The sequence below is a fragment of the Streptomyces sp. Y309 genome (assembly GCF_056712025.1).
On the sequence record NZ_CM160048.1, the window covers coordinates 3,517,553 to 3,543,368 of the forward strand.

26 protein-coding genes are annotated in these 25,816 nt (G+C 72.2%); 12 read left to right on the forward strand and 14 right to left on the reverse strand.

Annotation, left to right across the window (positions count from 1 at the left end):
• Positions 1 to 78 precede the first annotated feature (78 nt).
• Complete coding sequence (locus AC0KTA_RS13565; protein ID WP_481055382.1) at positions 79 to 2,106, reverse strand: thioredoxin domain-containing protein; 2,028 nt, start codon at positions 2,104 to 2,106, stop codon at positions 79 to 81.
• 207 nt (positions 2,107 to 2,313) lie between these two features.
• On the opposite strand from AC0KTA_RS13565, the gene AC0KTA_RS13570 reads away from it, so the two are divergent.
• A complete protein-coding gene (locus tag AC0KTA_RS13570; protein WP_481055383.1) occupies positions 2,314 to 5,589 on the forward strand; it encodes a tetratricopeptide repeat protein in 3,276 nt (1,091 codons plus the stop codon).
• A 200-nt stretch (positions 5,590 to 5,789) separates the two neighbouring features.
• Here the strand turns inward: AC0KTA_RS13570 and AC0KTA_RS13575 are convergent, their stop codons facing one another.
• Positions 5,790 to 6,077: a hypothetical protein gene (locus tag AC0KTA_RS13575; protein WP_481055384.1), complete on the reverse strand. Its 288-nt coding sequence runs from the start codon at positions 6,075 to 6,077 to the stop codon at positions 5,790 to 5,792.
• A complete protein-coding gene (gene mca / locus AC0KTA_RS13580; protein ID WP_481055385.1) occupies positions 6,070 to 6,951 on the reverse strand; it encodes a mycothiol conjugate amidase Mca in 882 nt (293 codons plus the stop codon). The genes AC0KTA_RS13575 and mca overlap by 8 nt, the downstream gene beginning before the upstream one ends.
• Before the next feature lie 238 nt (positions 6,952 to 7,189).
• Here mca and AC0KTA_RS13585 point away from each other — a divergent pair, with 238 nt between their 5' ends.
• On the forward strand, positions 7,190 to 7,615 hold the full coding sequence (locus tag AC0KTA_RS13585; RefSeq protein ID WP_481055386.1) for a DUF4307 domain-containing protein: 426 nt from the start codon (positions 7,190 to 7,192) through the stop codon (positions 7,613 to 7,615).
• Positions 7,616 to 7,884: 269 nt separating this feature from the next.
• Positions 7,885 to 8,382 carry a transcription elongation factor GreA gene (gene greA, locus AC0KTA_RS13590; protein ID WP_481055387.1) on the forward strand — a complete coding sequence of 166 codons (498 nt, stop codon included), beginning with the start codon at positions 7,885 to 7,887 and terminating at the stop codon, positions 8,380 to 8,382.
• A 137-nt stretch (positions 8,383 to 8,519) separates the two neighbouring features.
• On the opposite strand, the gene AC0KTA_RS13595 is transcribed toward greA, so the two are convergent.
• Together AC0KTA_RS13595 and AC0KTA_RS13600 are read right to left on the reverse strand one after the other, a co-directional pair.
• Complete coding sequence (locus tag AC0KTA_RS13595) at positions 8,520 to 8,900, reverse strand: hypothetical protein (protein WP_481055388.1); 381 nt, start codon at positions 8,898 to 8,900, stop codon at positions 8,520 to 8,522.
• Positions 8,901 to 8,940: 40 nt separating this feature from the next.
• A complete protein-coding gene (locus AC0KTA_RS13600; RefSeq protein WP_481055389.1) occupies positions 8,941 to 9,339 on the reverse strand; it encodes a hypothetical protein in 399 nt (132 codons plus the stop codon).
• Between the two features lie 292 nt (positions 9,340 to 9,631).
• Between AC0KTA_RS13600 and AC0KTA_RS13605 the strand changes: the two genes are divergently transcribed.
• Positions 9,632 to 10,378 (forward strand): helix-turn-helix transcriptional regulator, encoded by a 747-nt coding sequence (locus tag AC0KTA_RS13605; protein WP_481055390.1) that lies wholly within the window; start codon positions 9,632 to 9,634, stop codon positions 10,376 to 10,378.
• Between the two features lie 53 nt (positions 10,379 to 10,431).
• On the opposite strand, the gene AC0KTA_RS13610 is transcribed toward AC0KTA_RS13605, so the two are convergent.
• The 3 genes from AC0KTA_RS13610 to ilvA form a co-directional block, all read right to left on the reverse strand.
• Entirely contained in the window at positions 10,432 to 11,283 is an 852-nt protein-coding gene (locus tag AC0KTA_RS13610) for an ABC transporter permease (protein WP_481055391.1), read from the reverse strand.
• Positions 11,280 to 12,257: an ATP-binding cassette domain-containing protein gene (locus AC0KTA_RS13615; RefSeq protein ID WP_481055392.1), complete on the reverse strand. Its 978-nt coding sequence runs from the start codon at positions 12,255 to 12,257 to the stop codon at positions 11,280 to 11,282. The genes AC0KTA_RS13610 and AC0KTA_RS13615 overlap by 4 nt, the downstream gene beginning before the upstream one ends.
• Before the next feature lie 156 nt (positions 12,258 to 12,413).
• Positions 12,414 to 13,643 carry a threonine ammonia-lyase gene (ilvA, locus tag AC0KTA_RS13620; RefSeq protein ID WP_481055393.1) on the reverse strand — a complete coding sequence of 410 codons (1,230 nt, stop codon included), beginning with the start codon at positions 13,641 to 13,643 and terminating at the stop codon, positions 12,414 to 12,416.
• A gap of 145 nt (positions 13,644 to 13,788) precedes the next feature.
• Here ilvA and AC0KTA_RS13625 point away from each other — a divergent pair, with 145 nt between their 5' ends.
• The 3 genes from AC0KTA_RS13625 (at position 13,789) to AC0KTA_RS13635 (ending at position 15,217) form a co-directional block, all read left to right on the forward strand.
• Positions 13,789 to 14,301, forward strand: coding sequence for a MarR family winged helix-turn-helix transcriptional regulator (locus tag AC0KTA_RS13625; RefSeq protein WP_481055394.1), 513 nt, complete (start codon positions 13,789 to 13,791; stop codon positions 14,299 to 14,301).
• 149 nt (positions 14,302 to 14,450) lie between these two features.
• The gene (locus AC0KTA_RS13630) at positions 14,451 to 14,966 is read left to right on the forward strand and encodes a sigma factor-like helix-turn-helix DNA-binding protein (RefSeq protein WP_481055395.1); all 516 of its coding nucleotides are present in this window, start codon (positions 14,451 to 14,453) and stop codon (positions 14,964 to 14,966) included.
• A gap of 35 nt (positions 14,967 to 15,001) precedes the next feature.
• A complete protein-coding gene (locus AC0KTA_RS13635; RefSeq protein ID WP_481056411.1) occupies positions 15,002 to 15,217 on the forward strand; it encodes a hypothetical protein in 216 nt (71 codons plus the stop codon).
• Positions 15,218 to 15,764: 547 nt separating this feature from the next.
• Here AC0KTA_RS13635 and AC0KTA_RS13640 read toward each other — a convergent pair.
• On the reverse strand, positions 15,765 to 16,919 hold the full coding sequence (locus AC0KTA_RS13640; protein ID WP_481055396.1) for a cystathionine gamma-synthase: 1,155 nt from the start codon (positions 16,917 to 16,919) through the stop codon (positions 15,765 to 15,767).
• Between the two features lie 132 nt (positions 16,920 to 17,051).
• On the opposite strand from AC0KTA_RS13640, the gene AC0KTA_RS13645 reads away from it, so the two are divergent.
• The 3 genes from AC0KTA_RS13645 (at position 17,052) to AC0KTA_RS13655 (ending at position 19,753) form a co-directional block, all read left to right on the forward strand.
• Entirely contained in the window at positions 17,052 to 18,170 is a 1,119-nt protein-coding gene (locus tag AC0KTA_RS13645; protein ID WP_481055397.1) for a hypothetical protein, read from the forward strand.
• A gap of 114 nt (positions 18,171 to 18,284) precedes the next feature.
• Entirely contained in the window at positions 18,285 to 18,941 is a 657-nt protein-coding gene (gene msrA, locus AC0KTA_RS13650; protein WP_481055398.1) for a peptide-methionine (S)-S-oxide reductase MsrA, read from the forward strand.
• A 2-nt stretch (positions 18,942 to 18,943) separates the two neighbouring features.
• Positions 18,944 to 19,753, forward strand: coding sequence for an alpha/beta fold hydrolase (locus tag AC0KTA_RS13655; RefSeq protein WP_481055399.1), 810 nt, complete (start codon positions 18,944 to 18,946; stop codon positions 19,751 to 19,753).
• A 49-nt stretch (positions 19,754 to 19,802) separates the two neighbouring features.
• Here AC0KTA_RS13655 and proP read toward each other — a convergent pair whose 3' ends face one another.
• From proP to AC0KTA_RS13670, 3 genes are all read right to left on the reverse strand, one after another.
• The gene (gene proP / locus AC0KTA_RS13660; protein ID WP_481056412.1) at positions 19,803 to 21,350 is read right to left on the reverse strand and encodes a glycine betaine/L-proline transporter ProP; all 1,548 of its coding nucleotides are present in this window, start codon (positions 21,348 to 21,350) and stop codon (positions 19,803 to 19,805) included.
• Positions 21,351 to 21,610: 260 nt separating this feature from the next.
• A complete protein-coding gene (locus tag AC0KTA_RS13665) occupies positions 21,611 to 21,997 on the reverse strand; it encodes a VOC family protein (RefSeq protein ID WP_481055400.1) in 387 nt (128 codons plus the stop codon).
• Between the two features lie 171 nt (positions 21,998 to 22,168).
• Positions 22,169 to 23,221, reverse strand: a complete 1,053-nt coding sequence (locus AC0KTA_RS13670) for an NAD(P)-dependent alcohol dehydrogenase (protein ID WP_481055401.1) — start codon at positions 23,219 to 23,221, stop codon at positions 22,169 to 22,171.
• A 118-nt stretch (positions 23,222 to 23,339) separates the two neighbouring features.
• Between AC0KTA_RS13670 and AC0KTA_RS13675 the strand changes: the two genes are divergently transcribed.
• The gene (locus AC0KTA_RS13675; RefSeq protein WP_481055402.1) at positions 23,340 to 24,254 is read left to right on the forward strand and encodes a helix-turn-helix domain-containing protein; all 915 of its coding nucleotides are present in this window, start codon (positions 23,340 to 23,342) and stop codon (positions 24,252 to 24,254) included.
• A 37-nt stretch (positions 24,255 to 24,291) separates the two neighbouring features.
• Here AC0KTA_RS13675 and AC0KTA_RS13680 read toward each other — a convergent pair whose 3' ends face one another.
• Complete coding sequence (locus AC0KTA_RS13680) at positions 24,292 to 24,903, reverse strand: Uma2 family endonuclease (RefSeq protein WP_481055403.1); 612 nt, start codon at positions 24,901 to 24,903, stop codon at positions 24,292 to 24,294.
• A gap of 104 nt (positions 24,904 to 25,007) precedes the next feature.
• The gene (locus AC0KTA_RS13685; protein WP_481055404.1) at positions 25,008 to 25,409 is read right to left on the reverse strand and encodes a winged helix-turn-helix transcriptional regulator; all 402 of its coding nucleotides are present in this window, start codon (positions 25,407 to 25,409) and stop codon (positions 25,008 to 25,010) included.
• A 25-nt stretch (positions 25,410 to 25,434) separates the two neighbouring features.
• Between AC0KTA_RS13685 and AC0KTA_RS13690 the strand changes: the two genes are divergently transcribed.
• Complete coding sequence (locus tag AC0KTA_RS13690) at positions 25,435 to 25,809, forward strand: YybH family protein (protein WP_481055405.1); 375 nt, start codon at positions 25,435 to 25,437, stop codon at positions 25,807 to 25,809.
• Positions 25,810 to 25,816 lie beyond the last annotated feature (7 nt).

The following is a 25,816-nucleotide window of genomic DNA, read 5'->3' on the forward strand; positions in this document are numbered from 1 at the left end:
GCCCCCATGAGGGCGGCCGCAGGGGTCAGGCGGCGGCAGCGCCGGTTCGGGGGCGGCGCCCGTCCGGCGACGGCGCGGTCACCGGAACGTGCCAAGCGCTTCCGCCAGTTCCCCCGCCTCCGTCGTCGGGCGGTCGCACACGAAGCCCCGGCAGACGTACGCCGTCTCCCGGCCGTCGACCAGGGATCGCCCCGCGAGCAGCGGGAGTTCGCCGTCCGGCGGCCCGGCGGCGACGACCGCGCCGGGTGCGGTGCCGAGCAGCGCCACGCGGTGCAGCGCGCCGCCGGCCTCCCCGGCGACCGCCACCTCCCGCGGCCCGTCCACCGCCGCCTCCGCCACGGCGAGCCCGTGCCCGATGAACCGCGGCACCCGCGGTCCCAGCGCCTTGACGACCCCGAGCGCCCGCTCGGCCGCCTCCCGGTGCGGCGCGGCCCCGGTGTGCGCCGCGTACGAGAGCAGCGCGCCCGCGGCGGCCGTCCACCCGGAGGGGGCCGCGTTGTCCGTGGGGTCCTGGGGACGCCGGATGAGGCGCTCCCCGTCGGACGCCGTGTCGTACAGCGCCCCCGACTCGGGGTCCACGAACTGCGCGAGGACGTGATCGAGCAGGAATCCGGCGAACTCCAGCCACACGCCCTCGCCCGTCACCGAGGCGAGCGCGAGGAAGCCCTCGGCCACGTCGGCGTAGTCCTCCAGGACCCCGGCGTTGGCGCCGACGTGCCCGTCCTTGGAGGTGCGGGCGAGCCGCGCGCGGTCGTCCATGTGGAGTCGTACGAGAAGATCCGCCGCCCCCACGGCCGCCGTGACCAGGTCGGGCCGGTCGAAGAGGGCGCCCGTCTCGGCGAGCGCGGCGATCGCGAGGCCGTTCCACGCAGCGACCACCTTGTCGTCGCGGCCGGGCGCGGGCCGCTCGGCGCGCGCGGCGAGCAGCCGCTCGCGGACGGCGGCGATCCGCGAGGCGTCGGCGACCACGCCGACGTCGCGCTGCGGGAGCTGGAGGACGGAGGCGCCCTCCTCGAAGGTGCCTTCCTCGGTCACGCCGAAGTACACCGCCGCGAGATCGCCGTCGGCCTCGCCCAGGACCTCGCGCAACTGCGCGGGCGTCCATACGTAGTACGCGCCCTCGACGAGCCTGCCCGTCGCGTCCTCGCTGTCGGCGTCCAGGGCGGAGGCGAACCCGCCCTCGTTGGTGCGCAGTTCGCGCACCATGAAGTCGGCCGTCTCCAGGGCGACGCGGCGTGCCAGGTCGGAGCCTGTGGCCCGCCACAGGTGGGCGTACGCGCGGCACAGCAGCGCGTTGTCGTACAGCATCTTCTCGAAGTGCGGCACGACCCACTCGCGGTCGACGGAGTAGCGGGCGAAGCCGCCGCCGAGCTGGTCGTAGATGCCGCCGCGCGCCATCCGCTCGCAGGTGTCGGCGGCCATCTGCAGGGCGCCCTCGGAGCCGGTGCGGGCGTGCGTGCGCAGCAGGAACTCGATGACCATGGACGGCGGGAACTTGGGGGCGCCGCCGAAGCCGCCGTGCGTCGCGTCGTAGTCCCGGGTGAGCGCGAGCAGTGCCTGGGCCAGCTCTTCCTCGCCGGGACGCTGCCCGTCCCCGACGGCGAGTTGACGCTCCGACAGGTCGCGCACGATCTTCCCCGCGACCTCGCCGACCTCGTCGCGCCGGTCCGCCCAGGCCCGGTTCACCCCGTCGAGGACCTGCTTGAAGGACGGCATGCCGTGGCGCGGCTCGGGCGGGAAGTACGTACCGAAGTAGAAGGGTTCGGCGTCCGCGGTGAGGAAGACCGTCATGGGCCAGCCGCCCTGGCCGGTCGCGGCCTGCACGGCCTCCATGTACACGGCGTCGACGTCGGGGCGCTCCTCGCGGTCGACCTTGATGTTCACGAAGTGCTCGTTCATGAGCGCGGCCGTGCCCTCGTCCTCGAACGATTCGTGGGCCATGACGTGACACCAGTGACAACTCGAATAGCCGACGGAGAGCAGCACGGGCACGCCGCGCTCACGGGCGGCGGCAAACGCCTCGGCCGACCACGGCCACCAGTCGACCGGGTTGTCGGCGTGCTGGAGGAGGTAGGGGGACGTCTCATGGGCCAGTCGGTTCGGCATGGGCCCATCCTCGCGCACACCGGCCCTGATCCGCCGACTCGCTCGCGCCGACGCCTCGTACGCAGGACACTGACACGTACATGTAGAGGTACGGGGGAGACGTACCCCTGGATGGCCGACGTACCCGTGTACGGGGCAGCCGGCTGGGTACGGGGCTCACGCACAGACACGTGTCGACGGCACGTGCCGCTCTCGGAGGGGGACCACATGCGGGACAGCCATCGGGCCGAAGCCGAGCGGCTGTTGGCACGGGCGGTCGAGGAGGAGGTCCGGCGCACGGGCGGGCGCACGGACGGCGGTGTGCTGCTCTCGCGGGCGCGCGGCGCGCTCGACGCCATGGCGCAGACGGCGGCCGAGGAGTACGAGGCGTACACCCGGGCCCTGGACGAGGCGGCGGCCGGGCAGCAGACGTTCGCGCAGCGGTACGCGAAGGAGGGCGCCGGAACTCCCTTGCTGGTCGCGGGCGTCGCCGCCGTCGCGGCCACGGCGGCCGACCTCGCGCTCGGCACGGGCGGCGGCACGGCGCTCGGCGCGGGCGCGGCCGTCGCGGTGGCGGGCGCGGCGGCGACGGTGGTGAAGGTGACGGCGGCGCACGTGCCCGCGGCGCAGCGGCACGCGGGCGCGGTGAGCCAGCCGGGCGGGCCCGAGCAGTTGCGGCTGCAGTGGCTGACGGCCCTGGAGGTGCGCGGGATCCGGCCGTTCCTGGACCAGCAGCGGGTGCTGACGGCCGCGTCGGGCGGCGGCGTGTCGGGCGGCTCCGGCGGGTCCGGCGGACAGAAGAGGGCGGCACCGCAGCTCCGCCGCACCGACAAGAGCGCGGCCGCGCGGAGGCGTACCGTACTGGAGCAGTCCTTCGGTCAACTGCCGCAGTCCGAGAGCGCGTTCGCGGGGCGGCGGGCCGAACTGGGGCGGATCGCGCAGTGGGTGCACGCGGCCCGCGCGAGCACGCAGACCAAGCCGACCGTCGTCGTGCTGCACGGGGCGCCCGGGGCGGGCCGGTCGTCGCTCGCGGTGCGGGCGGCGCACGACCTGAAGGACCAGTTCCGCGGGGCGTGCCTGGTGGACCTGCGCGGCGAGAGCCCCGACACCCCGCCCCTGTCGACCCGCGACGCCCTCCTGCACCTCCTCAACCGCCTGGGCGCACCGCGCGAACAGCTCCTCTTCCGCGAACGCTCCACCCAGGAACAGCAGGTCAAGCGGCTCAGCGAGCTGTACCACCAGCATCTGACCGGCCTTGAGGTGGTCGTCGTGCTCGACGACGCCGACGATCCCGACCAGGTGCGCACGCTGATCCCCGAACGCTCCGACAGCCTCGTCCTCGTCACCGCCCGCAAGCCGCTCGACCTGCCGGAGGACCTGCCCGCGTGGGTGCACCGGCTCCCGGTGGAGGCGCTGGACGCGGCGGGCGCCGAGCAGTTGCTCCGCGAATCGGCCGAGGAGCTCACGGGTCCTTACGACGCGGCGTCGCTGGAGTCCGTCGGGGAGCTGTGCGGCGGGCTGCCGCTGGCGCTGCGCGTGGCCGGATCCTCGCTCGGGCCGCGCACGCCGCTGCAACTGGTCTCCGACCTGTCGGCGTACGGCCCCCGGGACGCCGTGGCCCCGGTCGAGCGCGCGCTCTGGCTGCGCTACACCGACCTGGCGGAGCCCGCGCGGCGCCTGCTGCGGCGGCTCGCGCTGGCCGGGCGGGCCTCGCTCGGCGCGGCGGCCGCGGCCGCGCTGCTCGCCACGGACGAGGCGGAGGCAATCCGCCAGCTCACCGCCCTGTCACGGGCGGGCCTCGTCGACCACGTCCGGGGCAGCCGCTACCGCCTGCACGACCTCGTCCGCACGTTCGCCCAGGCCCGGCTCGCCGACGAGGAGGAGCCCGCCGAGCGCACCGCCGCGCAGGAACGTCTCATCGTCAGCTACGGCGAACTCGCCGACTCCGTGATCCGCCTGGTCGACGGCAAGACGTCGACGCGCGCCGACCACTTCGGCCAGCACGGCTTCACGTCCCTGGACTCCGCCCTGCGCTGGCTGGACGATGAGTCGAGCTTCATCACGGCGGCGCTGCGGCACGCGGAGGGCGTGGACCAGCAGGCCGTCCTCAACCTCCTGGGCGCCCTGTGCGACTACTGCCTGCTGCGCGGCGACCTCTACCGCCTGGGCGAGATCAGCGAGTTCGCGCAGTCCCTGGAGAAGGCCGGGGCCACCGCGTCGGGTCCGGCCGGGCAGGGCCGCATGGAGCGGAGCGTGCAGTGGCGCACCGGCATCGCGGCCCGCCAGATCGGCGATCTGGACCAGGCCCGCTCCACGCTGTCCTCCGTCGTGGACCTCTACTTCGAGGCCCACCAGGACGCGGGCGCGGCTCGTGCGCTCGGTTCGCTCGGCATCACCCTGCACCACCAGGGCCATCTCTCCGAGGCCGCGGCCCGCCTGCGCGAGGCGCTCGACCTCCAGGTGTCCGACGAGCTAGCGGGCGACCGCGCCTGGACCCTGCACGCCCTGGCCGCCGTCGAACGCGACCGCTCCCGCCTCGGCGAGGCCCAGGAGATGCTGCGCACCGCCCTGGTCCTGCACCGCGACAGCGAGTCCGTGCACGGCGAGGCGTGGGCGCACTTCCAGCTCGGGCAGGTGTGCCTGCGCATGGGCGAGGTGCCGCGCGCGGAGGAGGAGCTGCGGCGCGCCCTCGACCTGTACTCGTCGACCCGCGACGCCCGCGGCGAGGCGTGGGCCCTGACCCAGCTCGCCCGGGCCCGGCTCGTCGCGGGCGACCCGTCGCCCGCCGTCGACGGCCTGCGCCAGGCGGTCTCCCGCCACCGCGACAACGAGGACGCCCGCGGGGAGGCCTGGTCCCTGTACTACCTGGGCCAGGCCCTGGAGGAGACCGGCAACCTCGAACAGGCCGTGCGCGACCTGGAGCGGGCCCGCACGATGTTCTCCCGCATGCGGGACGTCTACGGCCTCGCCTGCGCCCGCCACCACTCGGCCCGCGTCACCCGCGACCAGCGCGCCGCCCAGACCGGCTCCCTGCGCAACTCCGGCTTCGCCCGCCAGCTCCTGATGGACGCCCGCGCCGACTTCCAGCGCATCGGGGTGGCCCACGGCGAGGCGTGGACGTGCCTGGAACTGGCCGTCGTCGACGCGGGGAACGCCCGCACGCAGGCGGCCCTCTCCCTGTGCGACGAGGCCCTCTCCCTCTTCGCCTCCTACGGCGACCGCCGCGGCGAGGACTGGGCCCACTTCCTGCGCGCCACGCTCCTCCCCTACGCCTCCCCCGGCGGCTGGGAGATCGGCACGGCCGTCGCCCAGGAGGAACTGGCCCAGCTCGCCCGCACCAGCCACCCCCTGCGGGACGGCAAGCTCGACGAGTACGTGGAGGCGTATCTGCTCCTGCTGGAGCGCGGGGCGGAACTGGACGCGGGGTGGCAGGCGTGGCGCCTGGGGATGACCCCGAACCGGCACGCGAGGGAGATCATGGGGGTGACGGTGGCGGGTTCTTAAACAGCCCGCTCCGCTGCGGCGTGGGTGGTGGCTTCCCCCGCCCACCCACCCCACCCCGCCCGAAGGGCAAGACCCCACCCACCCCAGCCCGCCCGGAGGGCGAGAAGGGCGGGCGGGTGGGAAATAGCCCGTCCGGCGCTTGAGGACGAGGCCGTTCAGGCCGATACGGGGGTCCGGGGGCGGAGCCCCCGACAGGAGCCTCAGGCCCCCCTGGACCCCTTGCCGCTCGCGGGCGTCGCGGGCGTCGCCGCATCCTCGGGGACGGCCGAGGAGTCGTCCGCGGCGGCCGCGGAGTCGGGAGACTCCTTGAAGTCCACCTTCCCCATGTGCCGGTTCATGGACTTCATCAGTCGCCACACCGCGAGCGCCATCACCGCGAACACGATGAACCCCAGGACACCGGGCGTCACCTTGTTCTCGTCCACCTCCTTGGCGAGGGGAACGAGGTGCGTCATTGCCAGGCTTGCGCTTCCGCTCATGTCAGGCATTGTCGCGGATGCCCGCGAAGAGGTCGTCCTCGGGGAGGGAGGTATCGACGAGAGACTTCGCGAGCTCGTACTCCTCCGTGGGCCAGACCTCCCGCTGGAGCTCCATGGGGACCCGGAACCAGCCGCCGTCGGGGTCGATCTGCGTGGCGTGCGCGATCAGGGCCTTGTCGCGGATCTCGTAGAAGTCGCCGCACGGGACGTGGGTCGTGAGCGTGCGCTCCACGCGCTCGAACTCGTCCCAGCGCTTGAGCCACTCCCCGTAGGGCGACTCCAGGCCGCGGTCCAGCATGGCCTGGTGCAGGGCCTCGGTGCGCGGCCGGTTGAAGCCCTGGTTGTAGTAGAGCTTCTGCGGCGCAAAGACCGGGCCGTACTCGCTCTCCGGGTACTTCTCCGCGTCCGCCGCGCCCTCGAAGGCCACCATCGAGATCTTGTGGGTCATGATGTGGTCCGGGTGCGGATAGCCCCCGTTCTCGTCGTACGTCGTGATCACCTGCGGGCGGAACGTACGGATCTGGCGCACCAGCTCACCGGCCGCCTTGTCGACGTCCTCCAGGGCGAAGCAGCCCTCCGGCAGCGGCGGCAGCGGGTCGCCCTCGGGCAGGCCCGAGTCGACGAAGCCCAGCCACTCCTGCTTGACGCCGAGAATCTCGCGCGCCTCGTCCATCTCCTTCTTGCGCACCTCGTGAATGTGCTCCTGGATGTACGTGTCGCCCTGGAGCTTGGGGTTGAGGATGTCGCCGCGCTCCCCGCCCGTGCAGGTCACGACGAGCACGTCCACCCCCTCGGACACGTACTTGGCCATGGTGGCCGCGCCCTTGCTCGACTCGTCGTCGGGGTGGGCGTGAACGGCCATCAGTCGAAGCTGCTCAGTCAAGACTCGATCCTCAGGTGTCCGGCGCCTGTGTGTGCTGTGGCGCCCTCGGTCATCCGGCGTTGTGCGGGGCTTCTATAGTGACGGAACCGGGGGGCGGAAAATTCCGGCGGACCGTACTGTCCCGCGGTCGGCTCGTGGTCGGCTCGCGGCTGTCTCGGCCGACGCGCGCCGCCCCGTGGCGGACTCGTGGCTTCCGCGTCCGCCGGATCCGGCATCCCTGTCCAGGTGGAGGACGATCATGACCGCGGTGAGCGGCGGCGACAGCGGCGGCACGGCCCTGCGGGTCCCCGAGGGCCGTTACGGCCGGTCGGCGGACGAGCGCGCCGACCACAAGCTCAAGATCGTGGGTGCCGCCCTCGGTGTGCTGCTGCTCGGGGTCGTCGGCTGGTTCGGCTACGACTCCATCGCGGGGTCCAAGGTCAGCGGCGAGATCATCAAGTTCGACGTGGTCTCGGACAAGGCCGTCGAGGTGCACCTCGAGGTGCGCAAGGACGCGGACGCGAACGGCTACTGCACGCTCCGCTCGCAGGCCGAGAACGGCTCCGAGGTGGGCCGCGCGGACTTCCGCTTCGACCAGGACAAGGGGCGCGTCGACAAGACCGTCACGCTGCGTACGACCGAGCGCGCCACGAGCGCGGAGCTCGTGGGCTGCCACGAGGACTGAGCTGCCTGCCTGACGGCGGGCGACGGCCCGCTGACGGCCTCGGTGACGGCCCGCCGGCGGCTCGGTGGCAGCCGCGGCCGGCCGCGGTGGTGACGCACGGCGCCCACGCCCGGCGCACAGGTGTTCACCTGCGCTGACGCCTTTCTGATGGCATACGTCCTCCCCCTTCGGCACCGGAATTGTTAGGCTCGTGGTTTCGCCCACCCGTGAGGGAACATCCTTCTGGGTAGGGCGATGCTTTGTATTCCCAGTACCTACGAGGAGCACCTGTGACCCAGACCAGCGACAACGTCACCTGGCTGACCCAGGAGGCGTACAACCAGCTCAAGGCCGAGCTGGAGTACCTGTCTGGTCCTGCGCGCACCGAGATCGCAGCCAAGATCGCGGCGGCGCGCGAGGAGGGCGACCTGCGCGAGAACGGCGGGTACCACGCGGCCAAGGAGGAGCAGGGCAAGCAGGAGCTCCGCGTCCGCCAGCTGACCCAGCTCCTGGAGCATGCCAAGGTCGGTGAGGCGCCCGCCGAGGAGGGCGTGGTCGCCCCCGGCATGGTCGTCACCATCGCGTTCGACGGCGACGAGGACGACACCGTGACCTTCCTGCTCGCCTCCCGGGAGTACGCCAGCGACGACATCGAGACGTACTCGCCGCAGTCCCCGCTCGGCAGCGGCGTCAACGGCAAGAAGATCGGCGAGAACGCGGAGTACGAGCTGCCGAACGGCAAGCTGGCCTCCGTGAAGATCCTCGAGGCCAAGCCGTACCAGGGCTGAGTCCGCCCAGGACCTGAGGACCAGGGCCGTGTCCGCCCAGGACCGCCCGCGTCCGCCCGGCCACGCGAAGACCCCCGGCGCCCAACGCGCCGGGGGTCTCGTACGTACGGTACGTGCGGGCGGCTACAGCGCCATTGTCACCGGCACTCGAGGTAGATGCCGCCGGACTGCTTCACGTCCACCCTGTTGTTGGTCCTGGTGCCCGACACGAAGGTCTTGAAAGCGCCGCGGGTGGGGCACTTCACGGACGTGTTGATGCTCCCCAGCGAGCTGGGCGAGACGTTCTGGCACTTGTTGGTGAGCTGCACCCAGCCCGACAGCGTCTGGCCGAGCAGCGAGATGCAGACCTTCTTGTAGCCCTCGTAGAACCCGGTGCCCCAGACCTTGCCGTTCTGGACCTTCGGGGTGTACGCGATCAGCTCGCGCTCCTGCGCGGCGGCCGACGACTGCGGCACCGCGGCCGCCAGCATTCCGGCCGCCAGCACGGCCGCGGCCGCACCCATCCGTACCTTGGACATGGTCTTCCCCTCGTTCAGTCGCGCGTGGGCGTCGTTGCGGTCAGCGGCACTTGACGAAGCGCGGGGCCGAGTCCTTCAGGTCCTTCCGGTTGTTGGTCCTGGTGCCCGACATCAAGGTCCGGTAAATGCCTTCCCTGGGGCACTTGACGCTGACGTTGATGCTGCCCAGCGAGTTGGGGGACACGTTCTGGCACTTGCTCGCCAGCCGAACCGGCGGAAGGAGGATGGTCTCCTGAAGCAGCGTGACGCAGACCTTCTTGTAGCCCTCATAGAACCCCGAGGCCCAGACCTTGCCGTTCTGCGCCTTCGGCTGGTAGGCGATCAGCTGACGCGCCTGCGCGTCCGCCCCCGCCGCCGACGCCTGCGGCACGGCCGCCGTCAGCATCCCCGCCACCATCATGGCCGTGGCCGCGGCCGCACCCATTCGCACCTTGGACATGGTCTTCCCCTCGTTCGGCTGTACTCGGTCGGCCGGAGTCGGCCGGGGAGCACTGCCCGCCCGGCTGTTCTCGGCGCCTGTAGCTTCCAGCCCTACGAACCGCGGTAGTACCCCCCGCTCAGGGGATCTTTTGCGCCACACCCGACCCACTGTTCATGTTCATGCCACTCAGAGTTCACCGTCCGCGTCGCACCATCGTGGGCGTACGCAGTCTGATCACGTAGTCACTGCCGTGAGGGACCACAGCTGCGTGCGCTCACCACGGGGAAGCAGTGAGGCACGGGGGACAACTGTGATATCGGTCGGTGTCATCGCACGCGGCGGACCGGAACGGGCGGGGCTGCGCGCCGCCGTGGAGGCGGAGGGACGCCATCGCGTCGCCGCCGAGGACGAGCCGGGCCGGGAGGTGGCGCTGGTGCGCCGCGCCCTGCCCCACGTGCTCGTGATCAGCCAGGGCGACGAGAGTTCGGCGCTCACCGCCCTGCACCGGCTCACCGCGGCGCCCGCGCCCACGCCGCCGGCCGTCCTGCTGCTCGCCGACCGGTTCAGCTGCGGCGGGCTGCGCCGGATCCTGGCGTGCCGTCCCGCGGGCGTCCTGCACCGGGCCGTGGCGGCCGTGCAGCTGCCGTGGGCCATTCCCGCGGCGGCCGCGGGCGGTCCGGTCCTCGGCCCCGAACTGGTCGGCCTCGTGGCCGGAAACTGTCCCGGCCCCGGCTGCGCGTCGTCGGCGCGGGACGAGGCACGGGCCCTCCTCGCCGCCCTGTCCACGCGCGAGCTCGAAGTCCTCGAACTCGTCGGCGAGGGCCTGTCGAACCCGCAGATCGCCGCGGCCCTGACCATCAGCTCGGACACCGCCAAGGACCATCTGCGCAGCATCTACGGCAAGCTCGGCATCCGGGGCCGGCTGCAGGCGGCCCGCGTCGCCTGGCAGGCGGGGCTCACCGGGCGGCGGGCGGTCGGCGGGCGGGTGCCGCCCGTCGGCCACGGGGGCCGACTGCCCATACCCCCGCCCCGCCAGGCGCACGTCATCTGCGGGTGACCGCCGGCCTGGCCACTCCCCTTCCGGGCCTTCCAGCCTTCCGCGGTGCCGTGTCAGACGGCGGCCGAGCGGTACTTGCGCACCGCCAGGGTGCGGAAGACCACCAGGATCAGCACCGACCAGAGCACCGACGCGAGCACCGGGTGCTGCATGGGCCAGGCGTCCGGGGTCTTGAAGCCGGGCGGCAGGTTGCCGAACAGCTCGCGGCAGGCCTGCACGGTGGTGCTGAACGGGTTCCACTCGGCGATGTGCCGGAAGAACGTCGGCAGATTGTTGGAGTCCACGAAGGCGTTCGAGATGAACGTCAGCGGGAAGAGCCAGATCAGTCCGCCCGAGGTCGCGGCCTCGGGCGTGCGCACCGACAGACCGATCACGGCGCCGATCCACGAGAAGGCGTACCCGAGCAGGAGCAGCAGTCCGAAGCCCGCGAGGATCTTGCCGAAGTTCTCGTGGGAGCGCCAGCCGATGAGGAGCGCGACCAGGGCGAGCACGACCAGGGTCAGCGCTGTCTGCACCAGGTCCGCCACGGTGCGGCCGGTGAGGACGGCGCCGCGCGCCATGGGCAGGGAGCGGAAGCGGTCGATGAGGCCCTTGTGCATGTCGTCCGCGATACCGGCGCCCGCACCGGCCGTGGCGAAGGTGACGGTCTGGGCGAAGATGCCCGCCATCAGGAACTCGCGGTAGTCCTGCGACGAGAGCGAGCCGCCTACCTGGATGGACCCGCCGAAGACGTACGTGAACAGGACCACGAACATGACCGGCTGGATCAGCCCGAACAGCACCATCTCGGGGATCCGGCTCATGCGGATCAGGTTCCGGCGGGCGATGACCAGGGAGTCGCGGACGGACTTGCCGATGCCGCCGGCGGGGGTGGGGGCGGGCACGGTGCGGGTGACGGCACTCACGGGGTGTCCTCCTTCTCCTCATCCGCGTCCGTGACCTCGGCCGTGTGGCCCGTCAGGGAGATGAAGACGTCGTCGAGGGTGGGGCGGCGCAGGCCGATGTCGTCGATCTCGATGCCCCGGGTGTCGAGCTCGCGGATGACCTCCGCGAGCAGCTTGGCGCCGCCCGTCACGGGGACCGTCAGCTTGCGCGTGTGCCGGTCGACGGTGGCCTCGCCCTTGCCGAACCCGGCCAGGACCTCGCTCGCGGTCGCGATGTGGTCCGGCTCGTGCACCACGACCTCGACGCGCTCGCCGCCCGTCTGGGCCTTGAGCTGGTCGGCGGTGCCGCGCGCGATGACGCGGCCGTGGTCGACGACGCAGATGTCGTGCGCCAGGTGGTCGGCCTCTTCCAGATACTGCGTGGTGAGCAGCAGGGTGGTGCCGCCGGCGACGAGCTCCTGGATGACCTCCCACAGTTCCTGGCGGTTGCGCGGGTCGAGGCCGGTCGTCGGCTCGTCCATGAACATCACCGGCGGCGAGACGACCAGGGCCGCGGCGAGGTCGAGGCGGCGGCGCATGCCTCCCGAATACGTCTTGGAGGGGCGGTCCGCGGCGTCCGTGAGGTGGAAGCGCTCAAGCAGCTCGGCCGCCCTGGCCTTGGCCTGCTTGGCCCGCATCTCATAGAGCTGGCCGACCATCTGGAGATTCTCACGGCCCGTCAGATACTCGTCCACGGCGGCGAATTGGCCGGAGAGGCCGATCGAGCGCCGCACTTCGTTCGGATGCTTCAGGACGTCGATCCCGGCGACGAACGCCCGCCCGCTGTCGGGGGTGAGCAGCGTCGTCAGACAACGGACCGCCGTCGTCTTTCCCGCGCCGTTCGGACCGAGGAGGCCGAGGACGGTGCCTTCCGGGACATCGAGATCGACGCCGTCCAGAGCCTTTACGTCGCCGAAGGTCTTGACCAGACCTTCGGCGTAGATGGCGCCTGGCATAGGGGTCTCCCATGTTTTGGGTGGTTACCTAGCGAAAAGCTTATGTTTGCCGGGTTCTGATCGCCCGGCCTTCGGGTGGCGTGAATCACACAGTAACGCGATACATCGCGTCGCCTCAAGAGGATGTGCGGCCTGTGGAAAACCGGCGGAGCGCGGTCAGCCGATGACCGTGTAGCCCGCGTCCCGCAGCGCCGTGCCGACCTCCGCGCAGTGCTCGGAGCCCTTCGTCTCCAGGTGCAGTTCCACCTCCGCCTCCGTGAGCCCGAGCCGGGGATCCGTCCGTACATGACTCACGTCGAGGACGTTGGCGTCGGCCTCCGAGAGCACCCCGAGCAGCGTGGCCAGGGCGCCCGGCCGGTCCGTCAGGCGCAGCCGCAGCGACAGATAGCGGCCGGCCGCCGCCATGCCGTGGCGCAGGATGCGCTGCATCAGGAGCGGGTCCACGTTGCCGCCGGAGAGCAGCGCGACGACCGGGCCCTCGAAGGCGCGCGGATCGCTCAGCAGCGCCGCCACCGGGCTCGCGCCCGCGGGTTCGACGACCATCTTGGCCCGCTCCAGGCACAGCAGCAAGGCACTCGACAGATCGTCCTCGGAAACCGTCACGATGTCGTCCACGAGGTCCTCGACGATCCGGAACGGCACGTCGCCGGGGCGCCCCACCTTGATGCCGTCCGCCATCGTCACCGGGTTGTCGATCGACACCGGCCGGCCCGCGGCCAGCGAGGGCGGGTACGCGGCCGAGCCCGCCGCCTGCACTCCGACCAGGCGTACGTCCGGGCGCAGCGACTTGACCGCGACGGCGATGCCCGCGGCCAGGCCGCCGCCGCCCACGCCGATGACGAGCGTGCGCACCTCCGGGCACTGCTCCAGGATCTCCAGGCCAACGGTGCCCTGTCCGGCGATGATGTCCGGATGGTCGAAGGGGTGGATGAAGACCGCGCCCGTCTCGCGCGCGTAGTCCTCCGCGGCCGCCAGCGTCTCGTCCACGACATGGCCCCGCAGCCGGACGTCCGCCCCGTAGTCCCTGGTCGCCGCTACCTTCGGCAGCGGGGCGCCGACCGGCATGAACACCGTCGAGCGGACACCGAGCAGCGAGGACGCGAGCGCGACGCCCTGCGCGTGGTTCCCGGCGCTGGCCGCGACGACGCCGGCCGCGCGCTCCTCGGGGAGCAGCCCGGCGATGCGGACGTAGGCGCCGCGGAGCTTGAAGGAGCCGGTCCGCTGGAGGTTCTCGCACTTGAAGTGCACCGGCGCGCCGACAAGCCGCGACAGGTGCCTGCTGCCCTCCATGGCGGTGACCCGGGAGACGCCGAGGAGCATCTTCTGCGCGCCGCGTACGTCGTCGAGCGTCACCGTCGGAAAGGAGCGAGTCGTGCGGTAGCTCATGACTGCAGTCTCGCAGTTCACGCGCGTCTCCACTTGGTGTGACCAAGCCGCGAGACGGGTTTGCGCAGCGCCGGTACGGGTAGCGCCCGGGCCGCGTACCCTGTCCCCCAATCCATCACCCTTCCCATGAAGTGAGCCCCCGGCCATGCCCACAACTCCGGACATGACGACCGCCAGCGATCCCGGCCTCCTCGACACGTTGCAGCACCAGGTTGCGGTGTTCGCACGGCGTGCCGAGCAGACCCGCCTCGGCGGCGTCGGACAGGTCCGCAACTCCATGGACCGCGCCGCGTATCTGCTGCTCAACCGCCTCGACAAGGAAGGTCCGATGGGCGTCAAGGCGCTCGCGGCGAGCATGGGCATCGACTCGTCGACCGTCACCCGGCAGGTCGCGCCCCTGGTCGACACCGGCCTGGTCAAGCGCACCTCCCACCCCGAGGACGGCCGTGCGGTCGTGCTCCAGCTGTCACCGCGCGGGCAGGCCCGCCTGGACGAGGTGCGCTCCTCGCGGCGCGAACTGATGGCCGAGCTCACGCACGACTGGGCGCCGGCCGAGCGCGAGAGCTTCACCGCGCTCCTCACCCGCTTCAACACCGCGCTCTCGGCGCGGCAGTCCTCCCAGGGGGTGCCGGACTCCGTCGCTCCGGCAGACTCCTGAGCACCCGGCCGCGGTCCGCCGACTGCCGCGGCCGGGCGCCGAGCGGGCCCTGAGGGAGGGGCCCGCTCGCGCAGGGCTCTTGACCTGGGCGCCGTGCTGGCCTCAGATGAAACCGGGTCCCCCCTATGCCGGACACGGCGGGAGGCGCGGTGCGAGAGCGGCAGGCCGCCCAACAGGCCCGCCGCGCCCGGGAGTTCCAGGCGTTCGTCGCGGGCGCGGCAGGGCGTCTTCTGCATGCCGCCACACTGCTGACCGGTGAGCCGCCCGGCGCCAACCCGCGCGCGCGGGCGCTGCTCACTGCTGCCCTGGCCGCTACGTACGCCTCGTGGGACCGGCTGCGCGGCGAAGATCCCTACGACCGCACGCGTACCGGCCTCGTCGTCCGCTTCGCGCGCGGTGCGTGGCGGCGGCCCCGTGGGGGCGGGGGGCTGCTCTCCCGGCTGTCCCCGCAGGAGCGGCTCGTGCTGGTGCTGCGGTTGTACGAGGGGGTGGCCGAGGAGCAGACCGCGGCGCTGCTCGGGTTGCCCCCCGAGCGGGTCCGCACTCTGTGTGCGCGGGCCGTGGCCGCGGTGCTCCATCCCCCTCGGGGGCCGGCTCCCTCCTCTCCGGTGCCGCCGGTTCCGCCGCGTCCCGTCGGGGAGCTCGGGAAGGCGGTGTCGCCGTGAGTCAGCAGGAGCGGCGGGAGGCCGTGGTGCGGCAGATGCTCGATGCCGGGGGGCCGGCTGTGGTGCCTCCCGATCTGCACGGGGACGCCGTGCGGCGCGGGGCCCGCATGCTGCGGCGGCGGATCGTGCTGCGGCGGCTGCTGTGGCTGCTCCTGCTCGCCGCCGTCGTGGCCTTCGCCGTCTGGGCGGCCGAGGTCCAGCCCTGGGTGGAGCCCCCGTCCCGGACCACGCCCCCGCTCACCCGCTGGTAGCGGCCCGGTGGGGGCGGACCCTGTCCCGCCGCTCCGCGGCGGATATCTCCCACCCGCCCGCCCGTTTCCAGCACACCAGCAGCTCCAGGCCGAAAGCGCGGCCACCGCCCACCTACCGCCCGGGCAGGCCGGGCTCCCGGTGCCGGGACAGGTTGATCGGCGTCTGACCGTCGCGGGTTACCAATGCGCGTTCCCGCTGCGGCCACACCGGCCCGACGCTCCCCGCCACGCCGCACCCGCTGTGGCCACCCGGCCGACAGCCCCCGTCAGGCCGCTCCTGCTGTGCGCAGCTGGGCCCGGCACCCGCTTCCCGTCCACCCGCTGTGGGCCAGCTGGGCGCCTCCCGGTTCCCGTCACCTGCTGTGGGCAGCTGGGCCGCCAGGGGCGGCTCCCGACCCTAAAGGCAGCCCAGGCCGACGGTGCCCTTCCGGCCGGGGGGGGCAACCCGGCCGACGGGGCAGCGGTGCGCCGCGCCCAACCCCGCCCCGGGCAGGGCGCACCCCCAGCCGACGCCGGGGGCACCCCCGACCGTTCAGCGCCCGCGTGCCTAGCCCAGCGCCTGCTGGAGGTCCGCCAGCAAGTCGTCCGCCGACTCGATGCCCACGGAGAGGCGGACCAGGTCGGAGGGGACCTCCAGGGCGGAGCCTGCGGTGGAGGCGTGGGTCATGCGGCCGGGGTGTTCGATGAGGGACTCGACGCCGCCGAGGGACTCGCCCAGGGTGAAGAGCTTGGCGCGGTCGCAGACCGCCACGGCCGCCGCCTCGCCACCCTCGACCTGGAAGGACACCATGCCGCCGAACGCCTTCATCTGCTTGGCGGCGATCTCATGGCCGGGGTGCGAGTCCAGCCCGGGGTACAGGACCTTCGTCACGCGCGGGTGACGTGTCAGCATGTCGGCGATGCGGGTGGCGTTCTCGCTGTGGCGGTCCATGCGGACGGCGAGCGTCTTGACGCCGCGCAGGACAAGCCACGAGTCGAACGGGCCGGCCACGGCCCCCATGGCGTTCTGGTGGTACGCCAACTCCTCGCCGAGATCGGTGTCGTTGACCACGAGCGCGCCGCCGACGACGTCCGAGTGCCCGCCCATGTACTTCGTGAGGGAGTGCACGACGACGTCCGCGCCGAGGGCGAGCGGCTGCTGGAGGTAGGGGCTGGCGAAGGTGTTGTCGACGACGAGCCGCGCCCCCGCCTCACGGGCGATCTGGGCCGTGGCCTCGATGTCGGTGATGCCGAGCAGCGGGTTGGAGGGCGTCTCCACCCACACGGCCTTCGTACGCGGCGTGATCGCGGCCCGCACCGACGCGGGGTCGGAGGTGTCGGCGACCGACCATTCCACACCCCACCGCGAGACGACCTTGTCGAAGAGGCGGAACGTGCCGCCGTACGCATCGTTGGGGATGACCACGTGGTCACCGGGACCGAGCAGCGTACGCAGCAGGCAGTCCTCGGCGGCGAGCCCGGAGGCGAAGGCGAGGCCGCGGCGGCCGCCTTCGAGGGCGGCGAGGTTCTCCTCGAGCGCGGTGCGCGTGGGGTTGGCGCTGCGGCTGTACTCGTATCCGCCGCGCAGTCCGCCGACTCCGTCCTGCTTGTACGTGGACACCTGGTAGATGGGCGGGACGACGGCACCCGTGAGCGGGTCGGCGGTGTTGCCCGCGTGGATGGCGACGGTCTCGAAGCTCTGGCTGCTGTGCGAGTCACTCATGCGGCCTGAGCGTAATGGGGGACGGCGGCCGGGGGCGGGCGGGGAGCGGCGGGGCGGGCCGCCGGGGGGAGGTTGACCGGCCGGGACCGCCAGGTTGGCCAATTGTCACAGGCGTCTGGTTCGCTTGTACGTATGGAGATTCTCTGGGTCCTGATGGCAGTGGTGATGATCGGGGCGGTCCTCGGGCCGTTCCTGCTGCGCAGGCGCGCCGGAATCCGGCAGGTGCACCCGGGCGCCCCGGACGCGGCGGACCCGGCGAACTACGGCTTCGCGCGCCAGGAGGAGCTGGACATCCGCATGCCAGGGCCGGACGCCGACCTGCTCGAGGTCCTGGACCTGGTGCAGCGCACGCAGGACTGGCGCGCCGCGTCGCAGTTGCTCGCCGGGACGGAGGTGCACGGTGAGCAGCGCTGGCAGCGTGTGCAGGCCTTCGCAGGCGCCGCGTCCCTGGAGCTGCAGCAGCGGCCGGGCGGCGTGAGCGATACGCCGGGCGGGCAGTGGCTGCGGGTGTGGCGTGCGGAGGCTCCGAAGGACGCGGGCGGCGCGGCGGTGCACGCGGAGTTCCTGGTCCAGCAGGCCTGGCGCACGGCGACGGCCGGGACGGACGAGTTCCGGATCATCCTGGAGGAGGCGAAGGAGACGTGCGCGCAGGCCGCGCTCCTCTCCCCCGGCGACCCGATTCCGTACGTCATAGAGCTGTCCATCGCCCGCGGACTCGCCTATCCGCGCGCGGAGTTCGAGCAGCTGTGGCTGAAGATCCTGGACCGCGCGCCCGCGCACATGGGCGCCCACCTGGCGGCCCTGCACTACTGGTGCGAGAAGTGGCACGGCACCCGCGAAGAGGCGTACGCGTTCGCGGAGGCCGCGGCCGCCCGCGCCCCCAAGGGCTCGCTGCTCTCGGCGCTGCCGCTGTTCGCGGTGTACGAGCACCTGCCCGAGGTGAACCTGGTGCGCGGGTTCTACCAGAGCGAGGTCGTGACCAAGGCGATCGAGGGCGCCCAGTTCGCGGTGCACTCCGCCCGCCCGGACGACCCGATGCTGGCCCACGTCCGCCATCTCCTGGTCTTCTTCCTGGTCCGCTGCGAGCGCTGGGGCGAGGCGATGCAGCAGATCGTCCACGTCGACGGCCACGTCGGCGCCCTCCCCTGGACCCTGTCCCACGACCCGGCCGCGGACTACACGGTCTACCGCGCCCTGGCGGTCGCGGGCTATGAGGCGAACGGCGGCAGCCCGGCGACGCTGCCGCACTGAGCGGAGCCCCGCGGTCCGGCCCGCGCCGGGCGGGGCCCGCGTGACCGGCAGGAATGTCCCCGGCCGCCCCGTCGTTGTACGTACTCGCCGCCCCCGCCACGAGGAGAGAAGCTCATGATCTTCGGCCGCACGCCCGTCCTCCCCACGCCCGAGGAGGCCCTCAAGGGCCGCGAGACGCCCGAGTTCGAGGTCCCCTCCCGGCACACGGTGCTCGGCAACGCGCTGCTCGGCCCCTACCCCGAGGGCCTGGAGGTCGCGGACTTCGCCCTGGGCTGCTTCTGGGGCGCGGAGCGCAAGTTCTGGCAGACCGACGGCGTCTGGACGACCCTCGTGGGCTACCAGGGCGGATACACGAAAAACCCCTCCTACGAAGAGGTCTGCTCCGGCATGACCGGCCACACGGAGGCCGTGCGCGTCGTCTTCGACCCCGCGAAGGTCACGTACGCGGAGCTGTTGAAGCTCTTCTGGGAGTCCCACGATCCGACCCAGGGCTTCCGCCAGGGCAACGACGTCGGCACCCAGTACCGCTCCGCGATCTACACCCACTCCCCCGCCCAGGAAGCCGCCGCCACCGCCTCCCGCGACGCCTACCAGCAGGTCCTCACCGCCTCGGGCCACGGCACCATCACCACGACCGTCCTCCCGGCCGCCGACCGCACCTTCTGGCCGGCCGAGGCCTACCACCAGCAGTACCTGGACAAGAACCCGGGCGGCTACTGCGGCATCGGCGGCACGGGCGTGAGCTGCCCCATCGGCATCGCCAAGGCCTGAGCATGCCGCACGCCCAAGCCGCCGACGGCACCGCCGTCCACTACGAACTGCGCGGCTCCGGTGAGCCGTTGGTGCTGCTGAGCGGGCAGTCCAACAGCAGGCACTGGTGGGACCCCGTCGTCGGGGACTTCGCCGCGGCGTACACGACCGTGACGGTCGACTGGCGCGGCACCGGGGAGAGCGGACGGCCCGACACGGACACGTACAGCACGCGCGGGTTCGCCGCCGACGTCGTGGCCGTGCTCGACCACGCCGGGATCGGGCGGGCCCGGGTGTACGGCACGTCGATGGGCGGGCGCGTCGCGCAGTGGCTGGCCGCCGAGTACCCGGAGCGGGTCGAGCGGCTCGTGCTCGGGTGTACGTCGCCGGGGGCGCCGCACGGCGCCGAGCGCGGGCCCGAGGTGCGCCGCGCGCTCGCCCAGGCCGATCCGGCCGCGGCGCGGCGGGCGCTGCTCGAGCTGATGTACACGCCCGCGTGGATCGCCGCCCAGGAGGCCGCCGGGCGTACGGAGTTCGGCACGCTCGGGGACCCGTCCATGCCCGCGCACGCCCGCGGCCGCCATCTGCGGGCCAGCGCCCGGCACGACGCGTGGGACGCGCTCCCCCGGATCGCGGCGCCGACGCTCGTGGTGCACGGCGGCGACGACACCTTCAATCCGGCCGCGAACGCCGCGCTCCTCGCCGGCCGCATCCCCGGCGCCCGGTCACGGCTGGTCCCGGGCGCCCGGCACGCGTACTTCGAAGAGTTCGCGGAGGTCGCGACGCCGCTGGTGCTCGGGTTCCTGCGCGGCGAGGACGACGGCCGCCACTGACCCACGCGAAGGGGTGCTGCCCCTGCTGCCGCCCCGGGAGCAGGGCGCCTCACTGCTCGCGCCCACCCCGCTTCCGCGCCCCGTTCCGGCGCCCGTCCCGCGGATGCCACAGCCGCAGCCAGAGGTCGCGTGCGCGGCGCCCCTCCTCCGTGCGGCTGCGGGCCACGATCTCGCGGGCCTCGTCCTCCGTCTCGACCATCGGGCCGGAGCCGCGCAGCGGGCGGCCCGCCGTCTCGTGCAGGAAGAACGTCGACACCAGGCCGATCACGCCCGCCACCATCAGGTAGAAGGCCGGGACCAGGGTGTTGCCGGTGCTGTGCACCAGGTACGAGGCCAGCAGCGGGGTGGTGCCGCCGAACAGGGAGACGGAGATGTTGTACGCGATCGACAGGGCGCCGTAGCGCAGGCGGGTGGGGAACAGGGCGGGCAGGGTGGCCGCGGCCGTACCGGCGAAGCACACCAGGAGCAGGGCGAGGATCGCGCAGCCGAACGCGGGGAAGAGGATGCCGCCCTCCCGGATCAGCAGAAACGCGGGGACGGAGAGCGCGATCAGGGCGATGCTGCCGCCCATGAACATGGGGCGCCGGCCCCACCGGTCGGAGCTGCGGCCCACGGTGGTGATCGCGAGCACGACGAGCAGCATGGTGCCGAGGACCAGGAGCTGCGCGGTGGTGTCGCTCTCGCCCAGCGTCACCGTCATGAAGGTCGGCAGGTAGGACGTCACCATGTAGTTCGTGACGTTGTAGAGCAGCACCAGGCCCATGCAGATCAGCACCGCCTGCCAGTGGCGGGTGAAGATCTCCTTCAGGCGGCCCCTGCCGGACTGGCGGGCCTCCTCGACGGGGTCGCTCTCGCCGCGCGCGTGGCCCGCCTCCCGCTCGGCGGCCGCGGCGGCGGCCTCCTGCTTGAACGCGGGGGTCTCCTCCAGCTTCAGGCGCATGTAGAGGCCGATGAGCCCGAGCGGCCCCGCGACAAAGAAGGGGATGCGCCATCCCCAGCTCTCCAGGCCGTCCGAGCCGAGCGTCAGCGTGAGCACCGTGACCAGGCCGGAGCCGAGCGAGTAGCCCACGAAGGTGCCGAAGTCGAGCCAGCTCCCGAGGAAGCCGCGGCGCTGGTCGGGGGCGTACTCGGCGAAGTAGGTGGTGGCGCCGGCGTACTCGCCGCCGGTGGAGAAGCCCTGGACCAGGCGGCAGACGAGGAGCAGCAGCGGCGCGGCGAAGCCGATCGAGGCGTACGTCGGCAGGAGGCCGACCGCGAAGGTGCTGGCCGCCATCATGATCATGGTCGCGGCCAGCACGCGCTGCCGGCCGATGCGGTCGCCCAGCGGCCCGAAGACCAGGCCGCCGAGCGGGCGGACCAGGAAGGCCGCGGCGAACGTGGCGAAGGTGGCGACGACCTGGGCCCCGGGCGAGCTGGAGGGGAAGAAGACCTTCCCGATCGTGCCCGCCAGATAGGCGTAGACGCCGAAGTCGAACCACTCCATGGTGTTGCCGAGCGCGGCGGCCGTCACCGCGCGCCGCACCATCGGGCGGTCCGAGACGGTCACGTCCTCGGGGCTGAGCGCCTTCTTCCGGCGGCGCAGCAGCGTACGCACCATCCGGTCGGTCGCCGGATGTGAGGCGCGCGGGGAGCCCGGGGAGCCCTTCGCCATGAGGCAGTTCTCCTCCTGCCGACCGGGGAAAGCGGTGCCGCCGCAAAATTAAACCGCCCGGGAAAGTGCGGCAAACGGTGATGAGGCGGACGGCGGTACGACACCGCGAGGGCCCGGCGGGACACAGGAGTGGCCCGGCGGGATCACCCGCGCCGGGCCCTTCTGTTCCGCCGGGCCTCAGTCCCCGGACCCGTACGGCTCGGGCCTCAGTCCTCGGACCCGTACGGCCTCGTGATGATCTCCAGCTTGTGGCCGTTCGGGTCGTCCCAGTACACGCCGCGGCCGCCGTCGTTCGTGTTGATCTGGTTCTCCAGCTTGTGGTACGGGTCCGCCCAGTAGGTGAGACCCCGCTCCTTGATGCGGCCGAAGATGGCGTCGAACTCCTCCTCGGAGACCAGGAACGCGTAGTGCTGCGGCACGATCGGGCCGCCGTCGCCCTCGTAGTAGTCGAGCGTGACGCCGTTGGGAATGTTCACCGGGATGAACGGGCCGTACTGCGGGGCGACTTCGAGGCCCAGGATGTCGGCGAGGAACTGTGCGGACGCCTTCTTGTCCTCGGCTGCGACGATCGTGTGGTTCAGCTCGATGGTCATCGTGCGGACCTCCTCGGTGTCTGGCCTGCCGTGCCCGGCCGGTGGTGTCGGGCCTCTCTGTCCGACACACACAACGTTAGGTCCGTGCGCCCCACACCGACATCGGCCACTGGGCCCGACGGCCGTGCGCTCTGCGCCCTAGGCCGCTGGACCCAGCGATTTCCAGCCGCGTCAGATCGTCGCCGCGTCGATCACGAACCGGTACCGCACGTCGCTGGCGAGCACCCGCTCGTACGCCTCGTTGATCTGCTCGGCGCTGATCAGCTCGATCTCGGCGCCCAGGCCGTGCTCGGCGCAGAAGTCCAGCATTTCCTGGGTCTCCCGGATGCCGCCGATGCCGGAGCCCGCAAGGGTCCTGCGTTGGAGCATGAGGGAGAAGACGTTCAGCGAGACCGGCTCCTCGGGGGCGCCCACGTTCACCAGCGCGCCGTCCGTCTTCAGCAGGCTCAGGTACTTGTCGAAGGGCAGCGGCGCCGAGACCGTGGAGACGATCAGGTCGAGGCTGCCGGCGAGCTGCTCGAAGGTGGCGTCGTCGCTGGTCGCGTAGTAGTGGTCGGCGCCCAGCTTCAGCCCGTCGTCCTTCTTGCGCAGGGACTGCGACAGGACGGTCACCTCGGCGCCCATGGCGTGCGCGATCTTGACGGCCATGTGGCCGAGGCCGCCGAGGCCGACGATCGCGACCTTCTTGCCGGGGCCCGCGTTCCAGTGGGCGAGCGGGGAGTATGTGGTGATGCCCGCGCACAGCAGCGGCGCGGCCACGTCCAGGGAGAGGCCGTCGGGGACGCGGAGCGTGAAGGCCTCGTCGACGACGATCTGCCGCGAGTAGCCGCCGTAGGTGGGCTCGCCGTTCTTGTCGAGGGCGTTGTACGTCTGGATGTTGCCCTTGACGCAGTACTGCTCCAGGCCTGCCCTGCAGTTCTCGCACGTGCGGCAGGAGTCGACCATGCAGCCGACGCCGACGCGGTCGCCGGCCTTGAACTTGGTGACGTCGGCGCCGACCGCCGCCACGACTCCGGCGATCTCGTGACCGGGCACCATCGGGAAGATGCCTTCGCCCCAGCCGTCGCGGGCCTGGTGGATGTCGGAGTGGCAGATGCCGGCGTACTTGACGTCGATCAGTACGTCGGAGGGGCCGACAGGGCGGCGCTCGATGGTGGTGCGCTCCAGCGGGGCCTTGGCCGAGGAAGCGGCGTAAGCGGGGACATTCAGGGTCTGTGCGGTCATGCCCTTGAGGCTGTCACCTGCGGAAAGGGTCACCCAGCCCTCCGTTGTGCCTACGTCCCGCGTGCGTACCACTGGCAGGATCAGGCTCACGCTCCGGCGAGGCGGAATACTGGAACGCATGGACAAGAACGCGGCGGCGGAGCGACGGCAGCCGGAGACCCTCGACCCGCGCGCCGAGCTGAGCGAGTTCCTGCGCACCCGCAGGGCCCGGCTGCAGCCGCACGACGTGGGGCTGCCCAGCTTCGGCCGGCACCGGCGCGTGCCGGGGCTCAGGCGCGAGGAGCTGGCGCAGCTCGCCGGGGTGTCGGTGGCGTACTACACGCGCCTGGAGCAGGGCAACGGCCGCAATGTGTCGGGCGAGGTCCTGGACGCCATCGCGCGCGCCCTGCGGCTGAGCGACGCCGAGCACGCGCACCTCACACACCTGGCGAAGCCGACCGCGCACAAGAAGAAGAAGGCGAGCCGCCCCCAGCACCTGCGGCCCGCCGTGCAGCACCTGATGGACGCCATGGACGGCGTCCCCGCCTATGTCCTAGGGCGGCGCTCCGAGATCCTCGGCTGGAACAGGATGGCGGCCGCGCTCTTCGGCGACTGGGGGCCGCTGCCGCCCGAGGAGCGCAACTGGGCGCGGCTCACCTTCCTCAACGAGGAGATGCGGGCGCTGTTCTACGGCACGTCGTGGGAGCAGAAGGCGTCGGACATGGTCAGCTTCCTGCGGATGGAGGCGGGCTGCTATCCGAACGACCCCCTGCTCTCCGCCCTGGTGGGCGAACTCTCCGTGAAGAGCGAGGAGTTCAGGCGCCTGTGGGCCGAGCACGACGTGCGGGAGAAGGGCCACGGCGTGAAGCGCCTGCGCCACCCCCTGGTCGGCGAGCTGACCCTGTCGTTCGAGTCCATGCGCCTGCCCGACGACTACGAACAGACCCTGGTCACGTACCACGCCGAACCGGACTCCGCCTCGGCGGAGGGCCTGCGGCTCCTTGCCAGCTGGGGCGTCGACGCCGCGGATCCGGAGCGCAGGAGGGTGCCCTAGTCCGCCGGGCCGGGCCGGGCCGGGCCGGGTCGGTCGGTCAGGTGCGGTACCGGGGGAACTTGGCCGTGTCGATGGTCCACGCGCCCATGGGGACGGCGTCGCCGAACTTGTACCGGCGCGGGGTGTCGCCGTACCGGGGCTCGCCACTGGCCGTGTCCGGACCGGAGTGCACGGTGACCGTGCCGTCCCGGGGGTCGATGATCACGTAGACGGGGACGCCCATGCGGGGGTAGTCGCGGAGCTTGGTGATGTAGTCGTTGTTGGGGTTCGAGGTGGAGACGACCTCGATGGCCAAGGTGATGTCAGGGGCGAAGGTGGCAAAGTCTTCGGTCTGCCGTTCATACGCGTCCTTGGTCATGACCAAGAGATCCGCGGTGCGGCACAGGCCGAGCCCGGGGTGGTGGACACGGTTCTCGACAGGAGCGACCGCGTCGCCGTCCTGGGACCGGATCTGGAAGACGACCTCCTGCACGATGAGCCCGTGCGGGTTCGAGGGGGACATCATGTGAACGACGATCTCCTGGTTGTTGATGTCCGCCCGTACACGGTCGCCAAGCCGATCCGCCGCGTCCACGATTTCGTCTGCGAGGACGCGGAGCTGCTGATACGTGGCTGTCGACCTGTACGGCTCGACCGGCTGCGCACTCATGCTGCGACTCCCTTGCGTGTGTGGTGCCCGGCCGCGCGGCCGGGTCCCGTCTTCACGGTACTCGCCGCCCACCCGACCTCGCCTGCCTCTCACCCGGACGGGGATCAGGCCTGGTATGGCGGCGCCGCGCCCCAGTCCCAGAGAGCCTGGAGGACGGGCCCCAGCTCTCGGCCGCGCGGAGTGAGTTGATACGTGACGGTGGGCGGCCAGGCCGGTGTGCGGGTGCGCCGGGCCACCCCGGCGTCGACCAGCTGTGCGAGCCGCTCCGTGAGGACCTTGTCCGACAACTGGGGGAGCGCGGCGGCGAGTTCGCTGTACGCGTAGCGGTCCCCGTCGAGCAGCTCGCGCACGACAAGCGTCGTCCACCGGCCGCGCAGCGCCGCCAGGGTGACCTCGACGGGGCACGCGGGGGTGGGCGCGGTGACGCGGGCGAGGGGGTCGTCGGGCAGGCCGGGGCGCGGCTCCCGGGGGTCCGGGAGCACCTGCCTTACCGTTCGGTGAGCCACGGGCGCTCCTCCTACTGTGCCGTTCATGAGCACTTTCATCCTGCCCCAGCGCCCCGAGGACGTCCCGTCGGCGTTCGCCGAACGGTTCAACAGCGGCGACCCGGAGGCCGTGCGTGAGCTGTACGAGCCGGACGCCGCCTTCGTCCCCGAGTCCGGTGCCCCCGTGCACGGCGCCGACGCGATCGCCGCGCAGAACGCCCCGTTCCTCGCCCTCGGCCTGCCCATCTCCGCCACGCCCCGGCACGTGCACGTCGCCGGGGACACCGCCCTGCTCGTCGTCGACTGGGACATCGACGGAAAGGTGCGGGCCACGGCGACGGACGTGGCGCGCCGCGGCGCCGACGGGTACTGGCGCTATGTGATCGACAGCCCCTTCGGCGCCGGGCGCCGCGAAGAATAGAGCCGGG

What these genes read in the sequence shown, in the direction of transcription:
- AC0KTA_RS13680 (WP_481055403.1), bottom strand. Translation starts at nt 24,903, where the DNA reads ATGAGTGCGCAGCCGGTCGAGCCGTACAGGTCGACAGCCACGTATCAG.
- AC0KTA_RS13625 (WP_481055394.1), top strand. Translation starts at nt 13,789, where the DNA reads ATGCCCACAACTCCGGACATGACGACCGCCAGCGATCCCGGCCTCCTC.
- AC0KTA_RS13690 (WP_481055405.1), top strand. Translation starts at nt 25,435, where the DNA reads ATGAGCACTTTCATCCTGCCCCAGCGCCCCGAGGACGTCCCGTCGGCG.
- AC0KTA_RS13635 (WP_481056411.1), top strand. Translation starts at nt 15,002, where the DNA reads ATGCTCGATGCCGGGGGGCCGGCTGTGGTGCCTCCCGATCTGCACGGG.
- AC0KTA_RS13575 (WP_481055384.1), bottom strand. Translation starts at nt 6,077, where the DNA reads ATGCCTGACATGAGCGGAAGCGCAAGCCTGGCAATGACGCACCTCGTT.
- AC0KTA_RS13640 (WP_481055396.1), bottom strand. Translation starts at nt 16,919, where the DNA reads ATGAGTGACTCGCACAGCAGCCAGAGCTTCGAGACCGTCGCCATCCAC.
- msrA (WP_481055398.1), top strand. Translation starts at nt 18,285, where the DNA reads ATGATCTTCGGCCGCACGCCCGTCCTCCCCACGCCCGAGGAGGCCCTC.
- AC0KTA_RS13585 (WP_481055386.1), top strand. Translation starts at nt 7,190, where the DNA reads ATGACCGCGGTGAGCGGCGGCGACAGCGGCGGCACGGCCCTGCGGGTC.
- AC0KTA_RS13665 (WP_481055400.1), bottom strand. Translation starts at nt 21,997, where the DNA reads ATGACCATCGAGCTGAACCACACGATCGTCGCAGCCGAGGACAAGAAG.
- AC0KTA_RS13670 (WP_481055401.1), bottom strand. Translation starts at nt 23,221, where the DNA reads ATGACCGCACAGACCCTGAATGTCCCCGCTTACGCCGCTTCCTCGGCC.
- AC0KTA_RS13600 (WP_481055389.1), bottom strand. Translation starts at nt 9,339, where the DNA reads ATGTCCAAGGTGCGAATGGGTGCGGCCGCGGCCACGGCCATGATGGTG.
- AC0KTA_RS13615 (WP_481055392.1), bottom strand. Translation starts at nt 12,257, where the DNA reads ATGCCAGGCGCCATCTACGCCGAAGGTCTGGTCAAGACCTTCGGCGAC.
- proP (WP_481056412.1), bottom strand. Translation starts at nt 21,350, where the DNA reads ATGGTGCGTACGCTGCTGCGCCGCCGGAAGAAGGCGCTCAGCCCCGAG.
- AC0KTA_RS13675 (WP_481055402.1), top strand. Translation starts at nt 23,340, where the DNA reads ATGGACAAGAACGCGGCGGCGGAGCGACGGCAGCCGGAGACCCTCGAC.
- AC0KTA_RS13565 (WP_481055382.1), bottom strand. Translation starts at nt 2,106, where the DNA reads ATGCCGAACCGACTGGCCCATGAGACGTCCCCCTACCTCCTCCAGCAC.
- AC0KTA_RS13570 (WP_481055383.1), top strand. Translation starts at nt 2,314, where the DNA reads ATGCGGGACAGCCATCGGGCCGAAGCCGAGCGGCTGTTGGCACGGGCG.
- AC0KTA_RS13645 (WP_481055397.1), top strand. Translation starts at nt 17,052, where the DNA reads ATGGAGATTCTCTGGGTCCTGATGGCAGTGGTGATGATCGGGGCGGTC.
- AC0KTA_RS13655 (WP_481055399.1), top strand. Translation starts at nt 18,944, where the DNA reads ATGCCGCACGCCCAAGCCGCCGACGGCACCGCCGTCCACTACGAACTG.
- AC0KTA_RS13595 (WP_481055388.1), bottom strand. Translation starts at nt 8,900, where the DNA reads ATGTCCAAGGTACGGATGGGTGCGGCCGCGGCCGTGCTGGCGGCCGGA.
- ilvA (WP_481055393.1), bottom strand. Translation starts at nt 13,643, where the DNA reads ATGAGCTACCGCACGACTCGCTCCTTTCCGACGGTGACGCTCGACGAC.